The organism is Halococcus dombrowskii, assembly GCF_022870485.1.
Lineage (GTDB): Archaea > Halobacteriota > Halobacteria > Halobacteriales > Halococcaceae > Halococcus > Halococcus morrhuae.
Genome location: NZ_CP095005.1, coordinates 1,358,405 through 1,380,808, shown reverse-complemented (window position 1 = coordinate 1,380,808; position 22,404 = coordinate 1,358,405). Strand labels below are relative to the sequence as shown.

Here is a 22,404-nt window from a genome sequence, read left to right as displayed (position 1 = left end):
GGCGCTCGCATGGCCGGTGCAATGGCAGACATCAACGTCACGAGCACGTCCGAGGACGGATTCGCCACGACCAGCCGCGTCGGCGGTTTCGAACTCACCGTCGACGCCACCGAGGAGGAAGGCCCCGAACCGAACGGGACGCTCGTCGCCGACTACGCCTCCTGCTACATCCCCGCGTTCCGTGTCGGGGCCCAACAGCGCGACTACGACGACCTCGGTCGGATCGAAATCGACGCCGAGGGCGATCTCGACGACGATGAGGACCTCGAAGCCATCCGCTTCGACATCCGCGTCGAGGCCGACATCGCTGGCGACGAGGACGAACTCGTCGAGCGCGGCGAGGAGATCTGTCACGTCCACTCGGCGCTGCGCGAGGAGCTCCACGCCGACATCTCCGTCGAAGGCAGCGCGTTCTAGAAATCCACTTTTTTAGACGGGGGTGGTTCGAAACGGCGAAGCCGTTTCGTCATCACGAAAGGCGCTTCGCGCCTTTCGAACGACATCGCGCGCTCGTTTCACTCGCGCGCTCAACCCCCGACCAAAAACCTGGACTAAAAACTCCCGCTCACTCGCGCCTTCGGCGCTCGTTCACGGCGAACCGCGCTCACCGCGTTCGCGCGGACACGACCACTCCACACCGCAACCACCACCGCCACAGCACCGCAGAAGCCCTCGGCTCACTCGCTCCGCTCGTGCGCCTCGCCCTTCATCCACCAGGAGAGCAATGCTCTCCTGAGCCTCGGCTCGCTCCGCTCGCCGAGACGCCAAGCACCACACAGCAACCGCACCGCGGCGGCCGCGCCGCCACGCACATCCAGTCACAATTCATCGATCGCCCACTCGAAACAGTTGTTTTGGGTACAAAACATCGTTTCAGGGAATCGTTTTGTGGGCGTGTCACCAACTCGCAGGTATGGCGGTCGAAGATAGCGAGTACGTCCAGGTCGCATCGCTGTCGGAGCTCGAAGACGAGGGTCGACAGGTCGTCAGCAGCGACGGCCGACCGATCGCACTCTTCCACCACGAGGGCGAGGTCTACGCCGTCGACAACCGCTGCCCACACATGGGCTTCCCGCTCACGCGCGGGACGGTCGAGGACGGCATCCTCACCTGCCACTGGCATCACGCGCGCTTCGAGCTGGAGGAGGGCGACACCTTCGACCTCTTCGCCGACGACGTCCAGACCTTCCCGACTGAAATCGACGACGGCGAGGTATATCTCGATCCCGACCCGGAACCCGACGTCCCGCCGGCGACACGATTTCGCAATCGACTCGCCGACGGACTGGAAGAGGACATCTCGCTCGTAATGGCGAAGTCAGTCATCGGTCTCGACGAGGAGGGTGAGGGGTTCTACACGCCGCTCGAAACCGCCGTCAACTTCGGCACGCGCTATCGCGCGATGGGCTGGGGGCGCGGCCTCACCACCCTCGGCTGCATGGCGAACCTCTACGATCACGTCGGCGGCCGGGACAAGCGCCGCGCGATGTTCACGGGCGTCCGCGAGGTCGCCGACGATTCGGCCGGCGAACCCCCACGCTTCCAGCAGTACGCCTTCGACAATCAAGAACTCTCGAAGGAACGACTCAAATCCTGGTTCCGTGACACCTGCGAGGTCCGCGATGCCGACGGCGCGGAGCGCTGCCTACTCACCGCGATCGACTCGCTCCCGCCCAAAGACGTCGCGGAGATCGTCTTTTCGGCCGCGACCGATCATCGCTACATGAATGCTGGGCACACACTCGACTTCATCAACACGGCCTTCGAGACGGCCCAACACCTCGGCTGGGAGGAGCACGCAGACGCCGCGCTCGCTTCGACGGTCGCCCAGATCACCGATGCCACACGCTCGGAAGAACTCTCCTCGTGGCGTCAACCCGTCGATATCGCGGGGCTCTGCGCCGATGCAAACGATCTCCTGTCCGATCTCGTGGCCGCCGGCGAGGGCAAGGAGTGGGAACGTCCTGAAGATTTCGTCGAGACGCTGCTCGACGACGACGCCGAAGCGATCGTCGACGCGCTGACCGACGCCATCAAGGCGGGGGCGACGACGACCCAGCTCGCGGATGCAGTCGCGCGCGCAGCCACGCGCCGCGTGCTCTGGTTCGCCACGAACAACGAGTTCACCGACTGGAACACCGTTCATCACACGTTCACCTACGCCAACGCGGTCCATCGCGCGACCGAAAAGACCGACGCGACCGAGCTCTATCGGGCCTGTTTCGACGGCGCGATGAGCGTCTATCTCGATCGATTCCTCAACTCGCCGCGCGCACCGGTGCCCGACCCCGACGAGACCGACCGCACGCCCGCTGACGTCCGCGCTGACCTTCTCGATGCGTTCGACGAACAGGGCAACACGAATCGCGCGGCGACGCTCGTGAGCGAGCACTTCGATGCCGACGGCGATCCAGACGACCTCAAGCGCACGCTCGGCCGCGGGCTGCTCCGCGAGGACGCTGACTTCCACACGCTACAGAGTCTGACGGCGGCCATCGAGCGCTTCGAGGCCGTCGGCGAGAAGAGCGAGCAACGGACGGCGCTGATGGCGACGGCGCGCTACATGGCCGCGCACTTCCCGACGCGGCGCGCCGCCGAGCAGACGTTCTCGATCGCGACGCGCCTGCACCGCGGCGAGCGCCTTCACGAGGTCAAGTAGCTCCGCGCCGCGGCGGATTCACCGCCGAACGCCACCGTTTAGCGCGCGCCGCCCGCAGCAGGAGTATGACCGAGCAGGCCGATCACGACTGGCCGGTTCTCGAATCGGAAGTCGAGTACGAGACCGGCTGGTACACCGGCGGCTACGACCGCGTCGAACAGCCGGACGGCTCGGAGAAGAAATACTACTGGGCGGAGCTGCCGGCGGCGGTCGTGGTGGTCGCCCGCGACGGCGACGACGTCGTCTTCGTCGATCAGTACCGGCCGGCGATCGGCAAGCAGTATCTCGAACTCCCCGCGGGCATCGTCGAGGACGGCGAATCGGCCACTACGGCGGGAGCGCGCGAACTCCGCGAAGAGACCGGCCTCGAAGCGGCGGGCGTCTCACTGCTTGAAGATTTCTGGGTCGCGACGGGCGTACTCAACCACCGCCGCGCGATCGTCTTCGCCGAGGGACTCACCCCCACCGATCGCGATCTCGACGAGAACGAGTTCCTCACCGTGACGTCGCTGCCGATCGACGAGGCGCTCGCCACCGCGCGCGAGGAACCGGCCAACGACGCCACGATCGAGGGACTCCTGCTCGCGCGCGAGGAAGGCCTGCTCTAATCGTCGGGGAAATTATCACAGCTGCGCGAGGAGTTACCGTTGTGAACGATCCGACGTGGCCCGTCCGTGAATCAATCGTCGAGTACGAAAACCCGTGGTTCGACGCCGGACACGACGTCGTCAGGCGGCCAGATGGTGAACGTGGCGACTACTATTGGATCGAAACCGACTACGACGACGTCACCATTGTTGCAGTGACCGACGATGCCGAAGTCGTGTTGGTCGAGCAGTATCGCCCGCGCCTTCGACAAACGTTCCTCGAATGTCCTGCTGGCGGAACGGATGGCGACGAGCCGACAGAAGCAGCCATCCGAGAGCTCCGTGAAGAAACTGGATACCGAGCGAAATCTGCCGAGTTACTCACGTCGTACTATCCGTCCGGCTGGGAGCGCGCTATGCGACACGTCGTCTATGCGACCGATCTCACTCCGGGTGATCCCGAACCGCACGACGGCGAGTTTCTGAATGTCCGTTTGCTGCCAACCGAAGACGCTCTCAAGACGATCAGACAGGAGCCATCGGTTGGTCGCGTCGGAAAACCGTTCAGAGTTCACCTCCGTTCGTTGTGACCGACACGCTACATCGTATCTTTTCGTGAGTTGACCGCTGGAGGAACTCATCGAAGAACTCGCGGTAGTATTCGGGATTGGCGTATTTCGTGAGAGACAACTGCAACAGCGTATCTAACCCTTCTTCGCTCCACTGCATCCAGTCACGCTTGCATCGCTTGGCTACCTCACCCATTGCTCGTTCGACAGGGTTCGAGGTCCACGGCACCTCGAACCCGTCTATCGCGTCCTCAGCAAACGTCACCATCGAATCCAGTCCACTACGAAGGTACGATGCTGCTTTCAGCGAAGAGAGTTGCTCTAACTGCCATGCTGTCTTCTCTATACGCTCTTTCGTTCGGGCGATCCGCTCGCGGATCGCCGAATACTCCTCTTGCGGACGATGTTTCTCGACGGAGTTCTTCAGGTGGAACAACTCTCCAGAGACCTCCGAAATGATCTCGTTACGGTCCTCCAATGAGAGCGCACCGTCGTCCCACAGCTTGTAGCCAAGTGTGCGCGGAACGTGAGACAAATCGAGTTGATGATCGCGTGTGTCTGTTTGAAAGGCCCCAACAAGGCTCTTTTCGGCGTCACTGACGACTTTCGCGTCGTCAGTGATCGCCTCAGCAGTATCCAGAGTATCCGCAATCTCACTCCAGGGAGTGTTCACCGAGACATCAAGCACTGATCGTGACGCTGTTTCGGTGTCTTCTGCGAGCGTTACTCGTACGTCGTGGTACTCACGGTCCTCGTCCTGACTGTAGCAGTTGGTTCCGTCAGGGATGACGGTTTCAGCTTCAGACCCGGCAATGCGGCTGGAAACGAACTCTGTGAGTTTCCTGCCGCACTCGGTCACGCGGTCGCGGATGGTGTCCTTCGAGGGCGTCCTTTCGAGGTCCTCAGCATGTGAGGCTGCGTCACGGTAGGAGAGAGCCGTCGCAAGATCGACTGTTCGCGCAGCGATATCCTGCTGATATCGCTTCTTTCCGTTGAAATCGACGAATTGTTCGATGGGGCGGAAATGAGCGTTCTCGTCGTCAGTTGCCGCAGTGTCTTTGACGTAGCCAAGGGAGAACTCGTGCTCGCCGACGGTAGTAACCGCTGTGCGAATCTTCGTTGTCGAGCGTTGGAATCGGTTGGTTCCGTTTCCCTGTGCGTGTTTTTCGCCACAGTACGCCTCAACGAGTACGTCGTTGAGGCTCTCGATGATTGCTTCGAGCAGCGTCGATTCGAGACGCTGCTCGGTCAGAAACTCCGCGAAGGCGGCAAGTGGGTACTGTTCAGTTGGGTCAATAGTCAGAACGAAGTGGATCGTGACCGTAACCTCAATCGGGGACTCGTTCACGTTCATCAAACAGTCCCCATTCCTTCGAGGAGTCAGCTACGACTTCGTTTCAGCGACTGCCCAGACGGTTCTGAACGATTTTCCGACGCGACCCATCGGTTGGCTGGTCGCTGACACCGCTCCTGCTCGCGCGCGAGGAAGGCCTACTCTGACGAACGGCGGTTTTATTCGCCCGAAACCGGTAGGGCTCCCGTGAGCGACGAAATCACGCCCGAGGAACTCGCCGGCCTGCTCGACGAGGAAGAACCGGTGCGCGTCGTCGATATCCGATCGCCGGCCGCCTTCGAGCGCGGCCACATCCCCGACAGCGAGAACGTCCCGTTCGGCGAACTGCCCCAGCGCGTCGAGCAGTTCGCCGACGCCGAGCACATCGTGACGGTCTGCCCGCACGGCAAGGCCAGCCTTCAGGCCCTCCAGCTCCTGCGCTCGGCCGAACCCGTCGACGACGCCCGCGTCGAGAGCCTCGACGGCGGGCTCGAAGCGTGGGACGGCCCGCTCGACGCCACCGAGCACGACACCCCCGCAGATCGTGCAACCGACGCTCCCGACGACCGCGCAGTCCCGTCCGGCGACGGGACCGACGCACCGTTCTGATCAGCCCAGGAACTTCCTGAGACCGTCGTAGTCGCGCGTGTTGAGCACGTCGCCCGCCTCGGCCCAGCCGCGCCGAGCCGTGTGGACCCCGTATTGGAGCAGATCGTAGCTCGCCGGCTGGTGGGCATCGGTGTCGATGACGATCGTCGCCCCGGCCTCGATCGCCGTCCGGACCGCACCGCCCGAGAGATCGAGCCGTCGCGGGTTTGCGTTCACTTCGAGCGCGACCCCATACTCTGCAGCCGCTTCGGCGATCCGCTCGAAATCGAGTTCGAGCCCAGTGCGCTGGTTGAGATACCGCCCCGTCGGATGGCCGATGATGTCGACGTGGGGCTGCTCGATGGCGCTGACGATCCGCTCGGTACCGTCGCCGTCGAGCCCGTTGTGCGGTGAGGCGACCACGACGTCGAGTTCCTCCAGAACGTTCTCGCCGACCGAGAGCCTGCCGTCGGCCTCGATGTTCGCCTCGACGCCTGCGAGCACTTCGATATGGGTATTCTCGGCGGCCGACTCGATCGCTTCGCGCTGGGAGGCGAGGTCCGCATCGTCGAGACCCATGTCGGCGACGATCCCCGGTCCGCTCGCGTGGTCGGTGATGGCGAGGTACTCGTGGCCGAACTCCGCCGCGGCCGTGACCATCTCCGCGATCGTGTTGTCGCCGTCCGACCACTCCGAGTGCACGTGGAGATCGCCGCGAACGTCCTCTTCGGCGAGCAGGTCGGGCAGATCGCCGTCGGCCGCGGCGGCGAGTTCACCGCCGTCCTCGCGGAGCTCGGGCGGGATCCAGGGCAGTCCCACGGCGTCGTACATCCCATCCTCCGTGTCGCCCGCGATGCGCTCACCGACCCGCTGGTCCGCCTCGATGTCGTCGACATCCGATACATCGTCGGACGTATCCGACGAGCCATCCGAGCGCTGCTCGGAGACGTCGAAGACGCCGTACTCGTTGACCTTCAGGCCCTGTTCGATGGCACGATTGCGGAAACCGATGTTGTGATCGCGGCTCCCGGAGAAATACTGGAGCGCGCTGCCGAACTCCTCGGGGACGACGACTCGGAGATCGACGCGCATCCCCTCGGAGCGGATGCTCGCCTTGCTCGATCCGGCCTCGATGATCTCGTTACGATCATCCCAGTTGGTGAACCGCTCGATGACGGTCTCGGGCTCGTCGCTCGCCACGAGCAGATCGACGTCGCCGATGGTTTCGCGCCAGCGCCGCAGCGAGCCCGCGATCTCGGCGTCGGTGACCGCCTCCGATTTCCCGATGTAGTGCTTCAGTTCCGCGCCGAGCGGGCGTGCGTCACCGAGTAGCGAGCGCTCGCCGGCTTGCCTGGCGAAGTCGATCCCCGACAGGATGTTCTCCTCGGTCTTCGCGCCGAACCCGTCTATCTCCTGGATGCGCTCCTCGCGCGCGGCCGCTTCGAGATCGTCCAGATCCTCGACGCCGAGTTCCTCGTAGAGCGTGCCAACGGTCTTCGGGCCGACACCCTCGACGCGCGTGAGCGCCGCCATCTCCACAGGCAGCTCGTCGCGCAGTTCCTCCAGCTCCTCGATCTCGCTCGTCTCGACGTACTCGACGATCTTCGCGGCGAGCGCGTCGCCGACGCCCTCGATCCCTTGGACAGCCTCCTTCCCGTCGTCGACCAGTGATTCGACGGATTTGGGGTGGGCGCGGACGTTCTCGGCCGCTCGACGGTAGGACTGGGGTTTGTACTCCACTCCAGTCGCTTCGAGGCGGTCGGCGAACTCCTCGAACCGGTCGGCAACGGCGTCGTTGTCGTTCATCGGCGCGCCCTCGAACTGTCCTGGCCGAGCGCCTGCTTCAGGAAGTTCATCCAGCGCTTGCGGTCGGCGGTCTCGCTCGTCGTCGCTTCGCGCTCGAGGTCGGTCGTCCCGAGATCGGACAGCGCGTGCAGCGCGCGATCGATGCCGATGATGCTCTCGACGAGCTCCTCGCCGCGCTCGCGGCTGATGTCGTCCTCCTCGATGCGCTGTCGACGTTCGATGCGCTCGCGCCGGAGATTGCGCTTTGCCTGCTCGACGGTCTCGAGCTCGCCCGCAGGGATCGATTCTCGCGAGCGCGTCTCGAAGACGAGATCGGCGAGTGCGAGGCGCTCGCCCTGAACCGTGATCTCGTCGGGGATGTCGGCTCCGACGGTCGCCCCCTCGCGATCGACCCGCGCGAGGAGCTGTTTTCGCTCGTACGGTTTCATGGCTCCGCTCGGAGCCGAATCCACTTCGACCCTGCGGACCGTGCGAGCTGCTCCCGAACCGAAGAAATTGGGTGAGAGAAAGCGGATACCGTACCGCGATCGGCGGTGCTTCTTCGACTCCGTCCCGTCGGTCTCAGACGTGTGGCTTGGCCATCAGCGCGTCGCGGGGCTGGTCGGCGAGCCAGTCGAGCAGCTGGACGAGCTGGTCGGCAGCAGCCTCGAACAACTGCGCGCCCTTCTCGGCGGTGGCGTCGGTTTGATCGCCGAGAACGCCGCTGTCGGTGTTGTCGATCGAGTCGTAGAACGTCCGTGCGCCGTGGACCGTCATGCCTCCTTCGTCGAACTCGACGAGCCCGTCGTCGCGGGCGGTCTCGAACTCCTCCTCGTGGACGAGATCGGGCGCGATGTGCTGGATCATGGCCGTCTCCTTCGGCCCGCCGTGGGGACCGTTCGTCGCGAACAGTTCGTCGACGAGCTCGGGGATCGAGTCGTTCCACATCCACTCGATGGCGAAGGCATCGCCAGCGTCGCGCAGGCGGCGACCGACCTCTCTGAGATGGCTGACGTTGCCGCCGTGGGCGTTGACGAAGACGATTCGGTCGATACCGTGGTAGGTGAGGTTGCGCGCGAGGCTCTCCATGTAGTCCCTGAAGGCCGGCGGGTCGACCCACATCGTGCCGTTGAACTGGCGATGGTGGGGGCTGACGCCGATTTTCACCGTCGGCGTGCAGAGCACGTCAGCCCGGTCGGTCGCCTCGTGGGCGAGCGATTCGGCGATGAGATGATCGGTCGCGAGCGGGAGATGCGGGCCGTGCTGTTCGGTCGATCCCACGGGCACGACCGCGAGCGACCGCTCCTCGATGTCGTCGAGTTCGGGCCACGTCCGATCCGCGAGGTACATGCCCGAAATCCGCCGGGCCGCGGGATAACGGTGTTCAATCGGGAACGAACGGGAACATCCTTCTATGGGGCCCGCGTTTTTCCGCACATGGATCCGCTCGACCTCCGCGAGGAGATCCCGGTTCTCGACGAGGTCACCTACCTGAACACGGGCGCTGCGAGCCCCGCACCGACGAGCGTCGTCGATGCTGCAACCGACGAGATCGAACGCCAGCAGCACGTCGCCCCCGCAGCCGAGGGCGCGTATCCCGCACTGTTCGAGACCTTCGCGGAGACCCGTGAGCGCGTCGCCGAATTCCTCGGTGCCGATACCGACGAGATCGCGCTGACCCAGAGCACTGCCGACGGGATCAGTCGCGTCGCGACGGCGCTCCCCTGGCAGGAGGGCGACGTGGTGGTGCGCACCGACTGCGAGCATTCGGCCGGCGTGCTGCCGTGGCAGCGACTCCGCGACACGCAGGGGATCGAGGTCAGGGTGCTCGAAACGGAGGCGGGCCGCATCGACCGCGAGCAGGCCACGGAGCTGCTCGCCGATGCCGACCTGCTCTGTCTGAGTTCGATCACGTGGAACTACGGCACTCGCTTTCCCGTCGCCGAACTCACCGAGATCGCTCACGACGCCGGCGCGCGCGTGCTCGTCGATGCCGTCCAGTCACCGGGACAGGTCGATGTCGACGTCGGCGAGTGGGGTGCGGATTTCGTCGTCGGTGCCGGCCACAAGTGGCTCTGCGGGCCGTGGGGTGCCGGCTTTCTCTACGTCGCCGACGAGGCGACCGACGCGCTCGTGCCCGAACGGGTCGGCTACCGGAGCGTGACCGACCCCGAGGGTGACAGCTACGAATTCTCTGCGGGCGCGAAACGCCTCGAAATCGGGACGACCTCGCCAGCACCGTACGCCGGGCTCCAGGCAGCGATGGACGCCATCGATTCGATCGGTATCGACACGGTCGAGGGTCGTATCGAGCGACTCACCGACCGACTCAAGGAGGGGATCGACGACGATCGACTGCTGAGCCCGCGCGAGTACGAATCCGGACTGGTGACGATCGCCGCCGACGATCCCGAAGCCACCGTTTCACGCCTCGCCGACGAGGACGTCACGATCCGGTCGATCCCGTCGCCGGCGGCCGTCCGCGTCTCGGTCCACGTCTACAACACCGACGATGACATCGACGCGCTCTGCGAGGTGCTCTGATGTCGTCGGCCGAGGACGGTAGCACTAAAGGGTTCGACCGCAACGACTCACGCATGAACGTTCCGCAGCTGACGACGGTCGGCGGGGCCTACCAGTATCTGATGGGGATCTTGCTGTTGCTCGTCGTGGTGTTCGGGCTGCTCTTCGGTGGGATGTATCTCGGCTATCTCCCGTTCTGAATCGATATCGAGGCTCAGCTCGCGTCGGTCTCGTGCAGACGGACACCCTTCCCGGCGAGATGACGGAGCTGGTTTCTGGCGAACTCCTCCTCGCGAGTGCCACGGGTGGCGAGCACGTACATCTGCGAGTTGCCCGACGGACGCATCGTCCGACCGGCGCGCTGTGAGCCCTGCCGGCGCGACCCGCCGAGCCCGGAGGCGACGATGGCGATCTCCGCGTTCGGCAGATCGATACCCTCGTCGCCGACCCGCGAGACGAGCAGCCTGCTTCGCTCGCCGCGCCGGAACTCGTCGAACAGCCGCTCGCGCTCGGGGTAGCGCGTCTCGCCGCTGATGAACGGGATGTCGAGCGCGTCCGAATACTCCTGTCCCTGGTCGAGCCACTCGACGAAGACCAGCGTCTTCGCGTCGGCGTGCTCGGCGAGCAGCGAGCGTATCGCGTCGAGTTTCGCGGGGTTCGTGCCGGCGACCTGTCGGCGTTCGTAGCCCTCGACGCTCGCGTACTCGGTGCGATCCTCCTCAGAGCGCCACGGCACGTAGCGGAGTTCGACCTCGGGCTCGGCAACGAACCCCGCCTCGAACAGTTTCGCCCAGTCCGTCCCGATCGGCGGACCGATGAGAGTGAATATTTCACCTTCTTTGTCGTCCTCCCGAATCGGCGTCGCCGACAGCCCGAGACGGTGTTTGGCCTGGAGGTCGGCGCTGCGGCGGTAGATGGCGGCCGGCACGTGGTGGACCTCATCGTAGACGATGAGTCCCCACCGGCGCTCGTCGAACAGTTTGCGGTGGCGATCCATCCCCGCGGTGCGGTAGGTGGCGATCGTCACCGGGCGGATCTCCTTCTCGCCGCCGTGGTACTCGCCGATCTGCTCGGGATCGAGGGAGGTGTGGGTGAGCAGCTGTTCGTGCCACTGGCCAGCGAGCTCGCGACCCGGCGCGAGGATCAGCGTCTCGCCGCCGATCTCGGCCATCGCGCCGATGGCGGCGATCGTCTTCCCGCTGCCTGGCGGACCGACGAGCACGCCAGCCCCGGTGTCGAGGAAGCGATCGAGCCAGTCCTCCTGGTACTCGCGCAGATCGACGCCGAGATCGATATCGAGCTCCGCGCCGCCTTCGAGTTCGCGCTGGTCCTGGACCGGATAGCCGGCGTCGTAGAGCGTGCGCTTGATCGAACCCTCCTTCCCTTCGACGACCCAGCTCTCGGTGTCGGAGATCGGCCCGTGGAGCTGGTCCGCGTCGAGTTTCTGGCGGGCGACGTTGCCCATGAGTTCGGGGCTCTCGGCTTCGAGAACCGTGTAGCCGTCCTGGTGGGTCGTCAGCGCGAACTTCCGGGCGCGCGTCCACTGGCGCTCGACCCACTCTTCGAGTTTCGGTGCGGGTTCGCCCAGCACGTCGCGCATCGTCCCGACGAGCCCGTCGATGTGGTCGTAGGGAGCCCACCAGACGTCCTCCTCACGGATCTCGTAGATGTAGGCCTCGTCGGCCGAATCGACGAGATGGGCGAACTGCGTGAGCTGTGCGCGGGTGAACTGTTCGGGCCGTTCGACGACGAGCTCGCGGCGTTCCGGGAAGACGACGACGTGTTCGGGATCGACGAAATCGGCGAACTCGCGGGGATACCAGACGACGGGATCGTCGCCCACGTCCTGGCGGTCGAGTTTGCCCGCCTCGGCCAGCCGATCGAGCGCGTCGCTCGCGTCGGTCTGGCTGCAGTCGAGGACGCGTGCCACCGCGCTCGCGGTCGCCACGGGCTCTTCGAGTTCTTCGAGCGCCGCGCGGAACGTGGCGGCGGTGATGGCGGTCCCGTCCTCGGGCTGCTCGCTCGCGTTCGTGTCCGTCACTACCGAAACCAGCGCCGCTGTGGACAAACGACTTCCGCCTCGCCGATCCGCCGTCAGTCGTCGAGCGGTTCGACGAACTCGATCACGTGGCCGTCGGGATCACGGACGAACGCGATCCGCGTTCCGGCGGCCTGTACGTCGGTCGGTTCCTGGACGACGCCGTGGTGGTCGATCTCCTCGAAGGCTCGATCGACGCTCTCGACGCTCACGGCGAGGTGGTCCCAGGCGGTGCCCTGTTCGAGCTCGTCCACACCCTCGGTCTTCGACAGCTGGAGCTCGACGCCGTTCTCGGCGGCCAGATAGCGGTTCTCGGTCTCTCCGTCGGGCGTCTCGAACGACCACGATTCCGTGAAATCGAGCTCTTCGGTGTAGAACGCGACCGCCCGATCCATGTCCGCGACGTTGAGACAGGGGTGAAGCAGCTCCATGCCACTCCGTACATCCCATCGCGAATAAATCGGCCGGTCGTTCGTTTCGCCTCCTCACCCCTCCTGCCGCCCGGCGGATGTCACCACAGTGTGAACGTTTATCACTTACCCACACGATCGACCGTTATGGACGACCTCTTCGTCGGTCGGGTGATGTCGACCGATCTGCACACCGTGGCTCCCGAGACGCTCGTCGCCGACGCGGCGGAGCTGATGCTCGACAACTGCGTCGGCTCGGTCGTGGTCGTCGAGAACGGCGAGCTGCGGGGCATCCTCACGCGAACCGATTTCGTCGATATCGTCGCCAAGAGCCGCCCGAAGGCCGCAACGCCGGTCTCGGACTACATGACCACCGACGTCGTCACGACGACCGCCCAGGCCCCCATCCGCGATGTCGCGGACACGATGACCGAGCACGGCTTCCACCACATGCCGGTCGTCAGCGACGAAGACGGCCTCATCGGGATGATCACCTCCACCGATCTCGCGGCGTATCTCTCGCACGTCCAGACGCCGAGTCCGGCGTGAACCGGACACCACTCATCCGAGGGCGTACAGTTATCACGTTCGTGTGAGATACTGCCAGACATGGTGGTCGTGAGATGACGAACGACTGCAGAGGGGAAACGGGCGGCGAAGTATGACCGGGCGAACGGCGGCGGAAAACACTGCTCTCGCCGTGAGCGAGAGCGACGACGGCTTGGTGATCCGGACGACGATCGATCGGCCCGACGAGCGCAACGCGCTGAACGAGGCGGTGATCGAGGGGCTGCTCGACGTGCTCGCGGTCGCCGACGAGGGGCCGGCGCGGGTGGTCGTCATCCGCGGTGCGGGCGGGACCTTCTGTTCGGGCGGCGATCTGAAGAGTATGGCCGCGAACTTCGGCGAGGGGCCACAGACCTATCGTGAGGGGTTCTCAGGGCTGTCGCGACTGATGGGGCGGCTGGTCGAGACGCGCGCGCTGACCGTGGCGGCCGTCGAGGGCTACTGTCTCGCGGGCGGGATGGGGCTCGCCGCGGCGTGTGACATGCTGCTCGCGAGCGAGGCAGCCACGTTCGGCACACCGGAGGTCGATATCGGCTTGTTCCCCGCGCAGGCGCTCGTCCCGATCATGCGCACCGTCTCGGAAAAGCGCGGGCTGAAACTCCTCTTCACCGGCGAACAGATCGACGCCGCGAGCGCCCACGAGATGGGATTGACGACCGATGTCGTTTCGGAGAGCGAATTCGAGAGCGAGCTCGACGAACTGGTGGACGATCTCGCGTCCTCCTCACCGGTGCTGATCGAGATGGGCAAGCGGGCCTACTACACCCAGCGCGACATGGGCTTCGAGGAGGCCCTGTCCTACATGCGCGAGATCATCGCGCTGATCGCCATGAGCGAGGACACCGAGGAGGGGATCAACGCCTTCCTGATGGACGAGGAACCCGACTGGAGCGACCGATAGATGGAGAAACCATGACGATACGAGAGCAAGAATCCGTCAAAGGCAACGATTCCGACAAAGCGATCATCTCGGCGGCGCTCACGGGCGCGCTCACCACCCGGGATCAATGTGAAGAGATCCCCTACACGCCCGCAGAGATCGCCGAGGACGCCGCCGCGGCACGCGAGGCGGGGGCGGCGATCGCGCACATCCACGCCCGTACCGAGAACGGAAGCCCGACGTTCGACACCGACATCTATCGGGAGATCCACGACGAGATCCGCGATCGCACCGATATCGTCGTCAACTTCTCGACGGGCGCGCTCGACGCGCCGCCCGAGGAGCGCATCGAGTATGTCGAGGAGGTCGGCCCGGAGATCGCCGCGCTCAACATGGGCTCAATGAACTACGCGAAATACTCCAACAGTCGGGATGAATTCGTCTTCGACATGGTGTTCGAGAACCCCTTCGACGAGATCCGTCGGTTCGTCACCGCGATGGAGGAGGCGGGCGTGCGCCCGGAGCTGGAGTGTTTCGACACCGGCCACATCGGGAACACGCGGCCGCTCTTGGAGCAGGGCGAGCTCACCCACCCGCTTCAGTTCAGCCTCGTCATGGGCGTTCTCGGTGGGATCCCGGCCACCGTCGAGAATTTGGCCCATCAGGCGCGCCAGTTGCCCGCGAGCGCGAACTGGCAGGTCATCGGCATCAGTCGGGATCAGTGGCCGCTCGTCGCTGCGGCACTTTCGATGGGTGGCAACGTCCGCGTCGGTCTGGAGGACAACTTCTACCTGCCGAACGGCGAGATGGCGACCAACCCCGAACTCGTCGCGCACGCGGCCACGCTCGCCGATTCGGTGGGTCGGGAGCCGGCGACGCCCGACGAGGCACGCGCCATCATGGAGTTGGACTGATGGCGGGACTCGGCGCAACGCCGCCCGTCGAGGAGCTCTTCGCCGACGATCTCCTCGCGGGCGAGGTCGCGCTCGTGACCGGCGGCGGGACCGGTATCGGCCGGGCGATCGCGCTCGGTCTCGCCGACTGCGGTGCTGACGTGGCCATCGCCAGCCGCGAACTGGACCACCTCGAACCCGTCGCTGACGAGATCGAAAATCGAGGTGTCGAGGCGTGTGCGACCACCGTCGACGTTCGGGAATACGACGCGGTCGCGGCGATGGTCGATACGGTGATCGAGGAGCTCGGCGGCATCGACGTTCTGGTGAACAACGCGGGCGCGAACTTCCTTGGGCCGACCGAATCGCTCACGCCGAACGGATGGCGCGCGGTCGTCGGCACGATCCTCGACGGGACGGCCTACTGCACCTTCGCCGTGGGTGAGCACATGATCGATGAGAGCGGCGGGGCGATCGTCTCGATGGGCGCGACCAACTCCGTCAGGGGTGCGCCGTATCACGCCCACTCCGGCGCGGGCAAAGCCGGCGTCCACAACCTGATGCAAACCGTCGCGAGCGAGTGGAGCGAGCATGGCATCCGGGCGAACACGGTCGCGCCGGGCATCGTCGAAACCGAGGGTGTCACCGAGGCCGCCGGCGGCGAACTGCCCGACGCGTTCCTCGACGACGTGCCCGCCGACCGGTTCGGCACGCCCGCCGACTGCGTTCCTCCTGTACTCTTCCTCGCCAGTCCCGCGGCCGCCTACGTTACTGGTGGGTATTTCACCGTCGATGGCGGCCAGCTGCTCGCGCCGACGCCGTTCTGAGCGATCCAGGAACCGCGATCGACGAGCGAGTTCCGTGACCGTTAGGCGATCGGCGGCCATCGACCGATCATGCTCGGCGGAACGTACACCCTGCTCGTCGCGATGTCCGAGCGTACGACGATCACCGTCGGCGCGCTCGGCGAACACGTTTTCGAGCCTGGCTGGTACGCCTACACCGGCAGCGCATTCGGCACGGGTGGGTTCGCACGCATCGAGCGCCACCGCGCGGTCGACGACGGCGAGAACGACACCCGCCACTGGCATATCGACTACCTGCTCGGCCACGCCGAAACGACCATCGCAGCGGTCGCGCGGACGGTAGAGGCGGACATCGAGTGCGTGGTCGCCGACGCGCTTCCCGGCCAGCCAGTTCCGGAGTTCGGTGCCTCGGACTGTGACTGTGGCTCCCACCTCGCCTTCGCTCCCGACCGCGAGCGGCTGTGGCGAGCAGTACAGGGCGCACACCGGGCGTTCGCACCCTAGAACAGGACGGTGCCGTGGTGGCGCGGGCGCTCGTCGCGGCGCTTGGTGGCGAACGTGGCGAGGCGGGTGGTCAACTGTTCGCGCAGATCGCCGGCGGGGAGCAGTTCGTCGACCTCCATGTTCGAGGCCTGGGCCTCGATGTCGACGTAGTTCTCGAACTCCGCCTTCGCACTCTCGACGAACTGTTCGCGCGCCTCCCCGTCGAGATCGGCGATCTGCTCGCCGAAGAGGGCGTGGACCGCCGCATCGGGGCCCATCACGGAGATTTCGGCAGAGGGGAGCGCGAGCGTCGCGTCGGCCCCGAAGGCCGGTCCGCACATCGCGTAGATCCCCGCGCCGTAGGCCTTTCTGGTGATGACGCAGAACTTGGGTACCTGCGCGTTGGCGGTCGCGTAGATGAACTTCCGGCCCTTCCGGAGCACGCCCTCGCGCTCGACCTGCGAGCCGATCATGAATCCCGGCGTGTCGCAGAGATAGACCAGCGGGATGTTGAAGGCGTCACAGGTCCAGACGAAACCCGCGCCCTTGTCCGCGGAATCCGGAAAGATCGCCCCGCTGATGTGGCTCGGCTGGTTCGCTACGATCCCGATTGGTCGACCGTCGATGCGCGCTAGCCCCGTCACGAGCTCGGGCGCGAACCGGGGCTTGAGTTCGAAGAACGACTCCCTATCGACGAGCCGATCGATGGAGTCGTGGACGTCGTAGGCCTCGTTCGGCGCTTCCGGAATCACGCCGTCGAGCCCTTTCGGGTTTTTCAGCGGCGGTGCGGGCGCGCTCTCGGGCGGTTTCTCGGTGTAGTTCTGCGGGAGATACGAGAGGAGATCGCGGGCCGTCTCGGCGGCAGCCTGCTCGTCCGGAACGACGAGATCGGCGCTCCCGCTTTGGGTCGCGTGCACGTCCGGTCCGCCGAGGGACTGCATGTCGACCTCCTCGCCGGTCATCGCCGCGACGATGCGCGGCGAGGCGATCGCCATGCCCGAGATCTCTTCGACCATGATCAGGAAATCACAGAACACCGGTGTGTACGCCGAGCCGGCGATGTCTGGGCCGTAGAGCACGCCGATCTGGGGCACCTGTCCCGAGAGCCGACACTGGTTGTAGAACATCTTCCCGCCGTGATAGCGACCCATGTGGGTGTCACCGGGGTCGCGTTCGGCGGCGTCGAGGCGCGCACCGGTCGAGTCGATCAGCCTGAGCATCGGGATGTCGAGCTCCATCGCGCGCTCCTCGATGCGAATGACCTTCTCGACGCCCGCAGTGCCGAGCGAGCCTGCCTTCACGGTGTAGTCGTTCGCGGTGAAGGCCACCCGTCGGCCGTCGATCAGCCCCACCCCGGTCAGCAGTCCGTCGGCCGCGAGGTCGTCATCGTCGCTGTGGCGTGCGAACGTGCCATCCTCGTACTCGATCCGATCGAAGACCATCTCCAGGCGATCGCGAACGAACAGTTTGCCGAGATCCGCGATCTTCCCGTGACCGCGCTCCGGTCCGCCCGTGAGGACGCCCTCGATATCGTCGCGGAGGCGCTGCTCGCGGTCGGTCATCACCGTGCCGGCCTCGTTCCAGTCGCCCTCGCCGGCGTCGGCGACCCGTTCGCCGTCCGCGACGAGTTCGACCGATCGTCCGAGATGCTCCGAGACCGCGGTGGCGAGCGCGCGGGCGGTTTCACCGTCGATCTCCTCGCCGACGTCGATCTCCATGCATGTGTCTCGCACCCTCATGGTTTCAAACTACTGCGCCGTATCCGTGATTGCCGTACCGCACAGCCGGGCGTCACGTTTATTCGCGCCACGGGACTCTCGGGGACAATGGCCCAACGCGAGCGGGCGACGGCCGTCCACCGCATCGAGTTCGCCGTCGACTGGCCACCCGGCCACGTCGCGAGCTATCTCGTCGACTGCGAGCGACCGACGCTCGTCGATGCCGGCATGCCGGGCGACGACAGCGAACGCCAGCTCCGCGAGGCGCTCGCAGCCATCGATTACGAGCTCGCGGAGATCGACCAGCTCGTCCTCACCCATCCCCACATCGACCACATCGGCCAGACCAACGCCGTGATCGCAGCGGCCGACCCCACCGTCTACGCGCCCGTCGGGGTCCGCGAGCGGTTCGCGCGCAACAGCGACGATCTCGCCACCGTCGTCGCGGAGAACGCGACGTGCGCCGGTCTGACGGGCGACGACCACGAGCGCGCGATCGAAATGGCCGTCGAGTCGCTCGAACGCAACCGCGACCTCCTCCCGCCGGACGCGGTCGACGTCTGGGTCGAGGACGGCGGCTCGTACGACGTCGGCGGCGTGCCGGTCGACGTGCTCCACACGCCTGGCCATCAGGCCGATCACTGCTGTTTCACGGTCGAGCTCGACGGCGAGCGCGCGCTCCTCGCCGGCGACATGGCCATCGAGTCGTTTCGTCCCGTCACCCTCCACACGGGACTCGATCACGGCGTCGAGGAGGCGATCGGGGCGTTCTACGGCGCGCTCGATCGCCTCGCGGCGCTCGACCCGGATCGCGTCTATCCCGGCCATGGCCCCGTTCACACCGAATTCGAACGTACCATCGAGCGCGATCGCCGGAGCCTCGACCGACTGCTCGATAACACGATCGAGTCGCTCGACGAACCCCGGACCGCCGCCGACGTAGTCACCCGACGGACGGACGACGACGATCCTACCAACCTCCTCCCCGAGACGGTCGCGGTGCTCACCCATCTCGCTGCTGCGGACAGGATCGAGGCGGAGCTCGTCGACGGCGTCGTTCAGTATAGCCGCTGACGCCGCTCACGCACGAACACTTAATACGCCACGCTCGACCTGTTGTACCATACCATGGAATATCACGACGGCAGGCCCCTTCGGCGGATGGGCGACCTCCCGGCGATGGCGGCCCATCGCTACGGCGAGAAGACGGCGTTCGTCGCCTTCGGCGAGGAACAGTCCTTCGCGGAACTCGACAACGAGGCGAACCGGGTTGCGAACGTCCTCACCGATCACGGCATCGAACCGGACGAGCGCGTCGGGCTATTTGTCCCCAACACGCTCCAGTTCCCGAGCGCCTACTTCGGGACGATCCGGGCGGGCGCGGTGCCGATCCCGCTCAACCTGCGAATGGATCCCGAGACGCTCGCGTTCGTCCTCGACGACGCGGACGTCGACACGATGATCGCCTCGCCGCTGCTCGCCGAGGAGGCGACGGAGCTCGCCGCGGCTGCCGGACTGGAAACGACGTTTCTTCCGGGAGTCGCCGATGACGGCGTCGTCAACTTCTCGCACGAACTCGATGCGGCGGACAGTGAGTTCGAAGGGCCGGAGCGCTCGTTCGACGACGTGGCCTGCCAGCCCTACACCTCCGGGACGACCGGCAAGCCGAAAGGCGTGCTGCTGACGCATCGAAACCTCCTCTCGACGATCGAATCGTACGATACAGGTGGACTCAACGTCGATGCCGAGGATTCGGTGTTGCTCGTACTGCCCCTGTTCCACATCTACGCGCTGAACGCGGTCATGGGAACCTTCCTCTATACGGGCGCGAAGATGGTGCTCCAGCCCCAACCCGAAGCCCAGCCGATGCTCGACGCCATCTCCGAGCATGCCATCACGCACTTCGCGGGCGTCCCGGCGATGTACACGATGATGCACCGCGAGTACCGACAAAATTCCGACGAGTACGACCTCTCGTCGCTCGACAGCGTCACCTGCGCGGCCGCGCCGCTCGCGGACGCGACCCGGCGAGAGATCGAGGAATCCTGGGACGTCCCGATGACCGAGGGCTGGGGGATGACTGAGACGTCGCCCGCGGGTACGACCGAACCCTCCCGCGGGGTGCGCAAGGCGGCTGGCTGTATCGGCCCGCCGGTGCCGAACATCGAGTGCAAGATCGCCGATCCCGCGACCCGCGAGACGCTCGTCGGACCCGACGATCTCACCCCGTTCGTCGACCCCGAGATCGACTTCACGGATGACGAGCGCGTCACCGGCGAGATCGCTGTCCGCGGCCCACAGGTGTTCGCGGGCTACTACGAGCGCCCGGAGAAGACCGAGCAGGTGTTCGACGACGAGGGTTGGTTCTACACCGACGACATCGCGCGCGTCGACGCCGACGGCTACTTCTGGATGGTCGATCGCGTCGACGACATGCTGATCGTCGGCGGCGAGAACGTCTACCCCGCCGAGGTGGAAGAGGCCCTCTACGACCACCCCGATGTCGCCGAGGCCGCGGTCGTCGCCGCCGATCACGAGGTGAAGGGCGAGGCCCCGGTCGCGTTCGTCGTCGCAGAAGAGGGAACCGATCTCGACGAGGACGCCCTCCGGGAGTTCACGCTCGATCACGTCGCGAGCTACGCCCATCCCCGGCGAGTGTTCTTCGTCGACGAACTCCCTCGGAGCGCGACGCGCAAGGTCCAGCGGTACAAGCTCGAAGCCGACGCCACGGAGCGACTCGACGACCCCCTCCGGTCGACCGGCGAGGAGTTCTGAGCACCCGGGCGAACTACCGTTTCTCCTCGTCGTCGGAGTCCGTAACCAGTGTCGTCGGATCGCTCGTGTCGTCGCTTTGCTCGTCCGTTTGCGACCGGCGTACGTCCCGGTGATCGCTGAGTGTCGAGATATCCGCGACGGCCGTGCCGATCAGCCGCTTGCCGACACGAATCACCTCGTCGTGGGTGAGTCCGTAGGCCCTCACGGCGACGTACGCCGCGATGACCGGCAAAACGAGACTGAAAACGAGCGTGACGGCGAGATGGAACAGCACGCCAGCCGGCCGTACCGCCGTCACGGCGATCGGGACGAGCAGCACGAGGGCTGTCAGTACCCCTGCGCCGACCGCGAAGAGCCGCCGGCCCCAGTTACGGAGCGCACGCCGCGTCTCGGCGTTCAAAACGGCGTCAGCCTCGGTCATGTGGTTTCTCCCCCTCTGCCATACCGTCCGCTACTCGCTCGTGCGCACTCAAAATTCCGATTGGAGTCGGGACAGCGATGGTCGCTCCACTAATCAGTCGTCCTTCGATGAGCGGCACAACCACTATACTTGGTGAACGCTCACAGTGTGCATGGCGGCCTTCGAGACCGATGTGCACGAGATGATCCGGGAGGCGACGCGGGAGATCGCCGCCGAGTACGACGCCGAATACTGGCGCGAGTGCGTAAATGAAAAACAGTTCCCCGAGGAATACTGGCAAGACCTCGCGGACAACGGCTGGCTCGGCGTCGCCATCCCCGAGGAGTACGGTGGCGAGGGGATGGGGATGCTCGAAATGGCCATCGTCATCGAGGAACTCTCACGGGGCGGCGGACAGGGCGGGATCATCTTCGTCCTCACACCCGTGTTCGGCGGCGTCGGCATCGAGCGCCACGGAACCGAGGCCCAGAAGGAGGAATATCTCCCGAAGATCGCGAACGGCGAGATGCGTTTCTGCATGGGACTGACCGAACCGCGTGCAGGCACGAACACGCTCAACATCGAAACCAGCGCGGAACGCGTCGATCGTGCCGGCGGGCACGCGGGCGACGAGTTCGTACTCTCGGGCCAGAAGATGTGGATCTCCGGTGTCGAGAACGCAGACGAGATGCTGCTCGTCGCACGCACCTCGGCGTTCGACCGGTCGAACCCCACCCACGGCATCTCGATGTTTCTCGTTCCCGAACCGGCCGACCAGGAGGGGATTTCGCTCACACCAATCGAGACCACGGTGCCGTGGTTCGAGACCCAGTACCAGGTCGATATCGACGGGCTGCGCGTCCACGAGGATCGGATTCTCGGGACCGAGGACGCCGGACTCTATCTCCTGTTCGACACCCTCAACACCGAGCGCATCGGCGGCGCGGCGAGCGCTCTTGGAGGAGGGCTGCGTGCGATCGATCTCGCGGTCGAGTACGCCAACGATCGAGAGGTGTTCGGCCAGCCGATCGGTGCCCACCAGGCCATCCAGCACCCGCTGGCCGAACACTACGCCAAGCTCACCGCCGCCCAGCAGCTCACCTACGACGCCGCCGCGAAGTGGGACGATGGCGAGGACTGCGGCATGGAAGCCAACGCGGCCAAACTGTTGACGAGCGAGTTCGCCACCGAGGCAGCCTCGCAGGCGATCCAGACCCACGGCGGCAACGGGTTCACGCCCGAGTACGAGGTCTACGACATCTGGCAGAACTCCCGGCTCACCCAGACCGCGCCCGTCTCGAACGAGATGGCGAAGAACTTCATCGCCGAACACCACCTCGGTCTGCCTCGGTCGTACTGAGAACACGGAGTTCGACCGATTTCGTCCCCG

General features: G+C 65.5%; 23 protein-coding genes. 15 read left to right on the top strand and 8 right to left on the bottom strand.

What is annotated here, in order from left to right; genetic code table 11:
• Positions 1–21 precede the first annotated feature (21 nt).
• The 4 genes from MUK72_RS07250 to MUK72_RS07235 all read left to right on the top strand — a co-directional run bounded on the left by MUK72_RS07250 (position 22) and on the right by MUK72_RS07235 (position 3,836).
• On the top strand, positions 22–417 hold the full coding sequence (locus MUK72_RS07250) for an OsmC family protein (RefSeq protein ID WP_244705243.1): 396 nt from the start codon (positions 22–24) through the stop codon (positions 415–417).
• Between the two features lie 496 nt (positions 418–913).
• Positions 914–2,659, top strand: a complete 1,746-nt coding sequence (locus tag MUK72_RS07245; protein WP_244705241.1) for a Rieske (2Fe-2S) protein — start codon at positions 914–916, stop codon at positions 2,657–2,659.
• 65 nt (positions 2,660–2,724) lie between these two features.
• Positions 2,725–3,267, top strand: coding sequence for an NUDIX hydrolase (locus MUK72_RS07240; protein WP_244705239.1), 543 nt, complete (start codon positions 2,725–2,727; stop codon positions 3,265–3,267).
• 41 nt (positions 3,268–3,308) lie between these two features.
• Positions 3,309–3,836, top strand: coding sequence for an NUDIX hydrolase (locus MUK72_RS07235; RefSeq protein WP_244705237.1), 528 nt, complete (start codon positions 3,309–3,311; stop codon positions 3,834–3,836).
• On the opposite strand, the gene MUK72_RS07230 is transcribed toward MUK72_RS07235, so the two are convergent.
• A complete protein-coding gene (locus MUK72_RS07230) occupies positions 3,811–5,148 on the bottom strand; it encodes an ISH6 family transposase (RefSeq protein WP_425311083.1) in 1,338 nt (445 codons plus the stop codon). The two genes, MUK72_RS07235 and MUK72_RS07230, sit on opposite strands and share 26 nt — an antisense overlap.
• 207 nt (positions 5,149–5,355) lie before the next feature.
• Between MUK72_RS07230 and MUK72_RS07225 the strand changes: the two genes are divergently transcribed.
• Positions 5,356–5,757 carry a rhodanese-like domain-containing protein gene (locus tag MUK72_RS07225; protein ID WP_244705234.1) on the top strand — a complete coding sequence of 134 codons (402 nt, stop codon included), beginning with the start codon at positions 5,356–5,358 and terminating at the stop codon, positions 5,755–5,757.
• Here MUK72_RS07225 and MUK72_RS07220 read toward each other — a convergent pair whose 3' ends face one another.
• From MUK72_RS07220 to MUK72_RS07210, 3 genes are all read right to left on the bottom strand, one after another.
• Positions 5,758–7,542 (bottom strand): DNA polymerase/3'-5' exonuclease PolX, encoded by a 1,785-nt coding sequence (locus MUK72_RS07220; protein WP_244705232.1) that lies wholly within the window; start codon positions 7,540–7,542, stop codon positions 5,758–5,760.
• A complete protein-coding gene (locus MUK72_RS07215; protein WP_244705230.1) occupies positions 7,539–7,970 on the bottom strand; it encodes a DUF5788 family protein in 432 nt (143 codons plus the stop codon). The genes MUK72_RS07220 and MUK72_RS07215 overlap by 4 nt, the downstream gene beginning before the upstream one ends.
• A 133-nt stretch (positions 7,971–8,103) precedes the next feature.
• Complete coding sequence (locus MUK72_RS07210) at positions 8,104–8,871, bottom strand: creatininase family protein (protein WP_244705228.1); 768 nt, start codon at positions 8,869–8,871, stop codon at positions 8,104–8,106.
• A gap of 87 nt (positions 8,872–8,958) precedes the next feature.
• On the opposite strand from MUK72_RS07210, the gene MUK72_RS07205 reads away from it, so the two are divergent.
• Together MUK72_RS07205 and MUK72_RS07200 are read left to right on the top strand one after the other, a co-directional pair.
• Complete coding sequence (locus tag MUK72_RS07205) at positions 8,959–10,065, top strand: aminotransferase class V-fold PLP-dependent enzyme (RefSeq protein WP_244705226.1); 1,107 nt, start codon at positions 8,959–8,961, stop codon at positions 10,063–10,065.
• Positions 10,065–10,244 carry a hypothetical protein gene (locus MUK72_RS07200; RefSeq protein WP_049916136.1) on the top strand — a complete coding sequence of 60 codons (180 nt, stop codon included), beginning with the start codon at positions 10,065–10,067 and terminating at the stop codon, positions 10,242–10,244. Before MUK72_RS07205 ends, MUK72_RS07200 begins: the two co-directional genes overlap by 1 nt.
• 14 nt (positions 10,245–10,258) lie before the next feature.
• On the opposite strand, the gene MUK72_RS07195 is transcribed toward MUK72_RS07200, so the two are convergent.
• On the bottom strand, positions 10,259–12,085 hold the full coding sequence (locus MUK72_RS07195; protein ID WP_244705224.1) for a DEAD/DEAH box helicase: 1,827 nt from the start codon (positions 12,083–12,085) through the stop codon (positions 10,259–10,261).
• Positions 12,086–12,138: 53 nt separating this feature from the next.
• Positions 12,139–12,513, bottom strand: coding sequence for a VOC family protein (locus MUK72_RS07190; protein ID WP_244705222.1), 375 nt, complete (start codon positions 12,511–12,513; stop codon positions 12,139–12,141).
• Between the two features lie 126 nt (positions 12,514–12,639).
• Here MUK72_RS07190 and MUK72_RS07185 point away from each other — a divergent pair, with 126 nt between their 5' ends.
• From MUK72_RS07185 to MUK72_RS07165, 5 genes are all read left to right on the top strand, one after another.
• Positions 12,640–13,041, top strand: coding sequence for a CBS domain-containing protein (locus MUK72_RS07185; RefSeq protein ID WP_004053222.1), 402 nt, complete (start codon positions 12,640–12,642; stop codon positions 13,039–13,041).
• A gap of 112 nt (positions 13,042–13,153) precedes the next feature.
• On the top strand, positions 13,154–13,960 hold the full coding sequence (locus MUK72_RS07180) for an enoyl-CoA hydratase/isomerase family protein (RefSeq protein ID WP_244705220.1): 807 nt from the start codon (positions 13,154–13,156) through the stop codon (positions 13,958–13,960).
• 11 nt (positions 13,961–13,971) lie between these two features.
• Complete coding sequence (locus tag MUK72_RS07175; protein WP_244705219.1) at positions 13,972–14,853, top strand: beta-keto acid cleavage family enzyme; 882 nt, start codon at positions 13,972–13,974, stop codon at positions 14,851–14,853.
• The gene (locus MUK72_RS07170; RefSeq protein ID WP_244705217.1) at positions 14,853–15,659 is read left to right on the top strand and encodes an SDR family oxidoreductase; all 807 of its coding nucleotides are present in this window, start codon (positions 14,853–14,855) and stop codon (positions 15,657–15,659) included. The genes MUK72_RS07175 and MUK72_RS07170 overlap by 1 nt, the downstream gene beginning before the upstream one ends.
• A gap of 69 nt (positions 15,660–15,728) precedes the next feature.
• Complete coding sequence (locus MUK72_RS07165; protein ID WP_244705215.1) at positions 15,729–16,142, top strand: GIY-YIG nuclease family protein; 414 nt, start codon at positions 15,729–15,731, stop codon at positions 16,140–16,142.
• On the opposite strand, the gene MUK72_RS07160 is transcribed toward MUK72_RS07165, so the two are convergent.
• Positions 16,139–17,839, bottom strand: coding sequence for an acyl-CoA carboxylase subunit beta (locus tag MUK72_RS07160; protein WP_244705213.1), 1,701 nt, complete (start codon positions 17,837–17,839; stop codon positions 16,139–16,141). The two genes, MUK72_RS07165 and MUK72_RS07160, sit on opposite strands and share 4 nt — an antisense overlap.
• A gap of 108 nt (positions 17,840–17,947) precedes the next feature.
• On the opposite strand from MUK72_RS07160, the gene MUK72_RS07155 reads away from it, so the two are divergent.
• Entirely contained in the window at positions 17,948–18,913 is a 966-nt protein-coding gene (locus MUK72_RS07155) for an MBL fold metallo-hydrolase (RefSeq protein WP_244705211.1), read from the top strand.
• Between the two features lie 54 nt (positions 18,914–18,967).
• A complete protein-coding gene (locus tag MUK72_RS07150) occupies positions 18,968–20,614 on the top strand; it encodes a class I adenylate-forming enzyme family protein (protein ID WP_244705208.1) in 1,647 nt (548 codons plus the stop codon).
• 13 nt (positions 20,615–20,627) lie between these two features.
• Here MUK72_RS07150 and MUK72_RS07145 read toward each other — a convergent pair whose 3' ends face one another.
• Complete coding sequence (locus MUK72_RS07145; RefSeq protein ID WP_244705206.1) at positions 20,628–21,035, bottom strand: hypothetical protein; 408 nt, start codon at positions 21,033–21,035, stop codon at positions 20,628–20,630.
• A gap of 151 nt (positions 21,036–21,186) precedes the next feature.
• Here MUK72_RS07145 and MUK72_RS07140 point away from each other — a divergent pair, with 151 nt between their 5' ends.
• Positions 21,187–22,374, top strand: a complete 1,188-nt coding sequence (locus MUK72_RS07140) for an acyl-CoA dehydrogenase family protein (RefSeq protein WP_244705204.1) — start codon at positions 21,187–21,189, stop codon at positions 22,372–22,374.
• Positions 22,375–22,404: the final 30 nt, after the last annotated feature.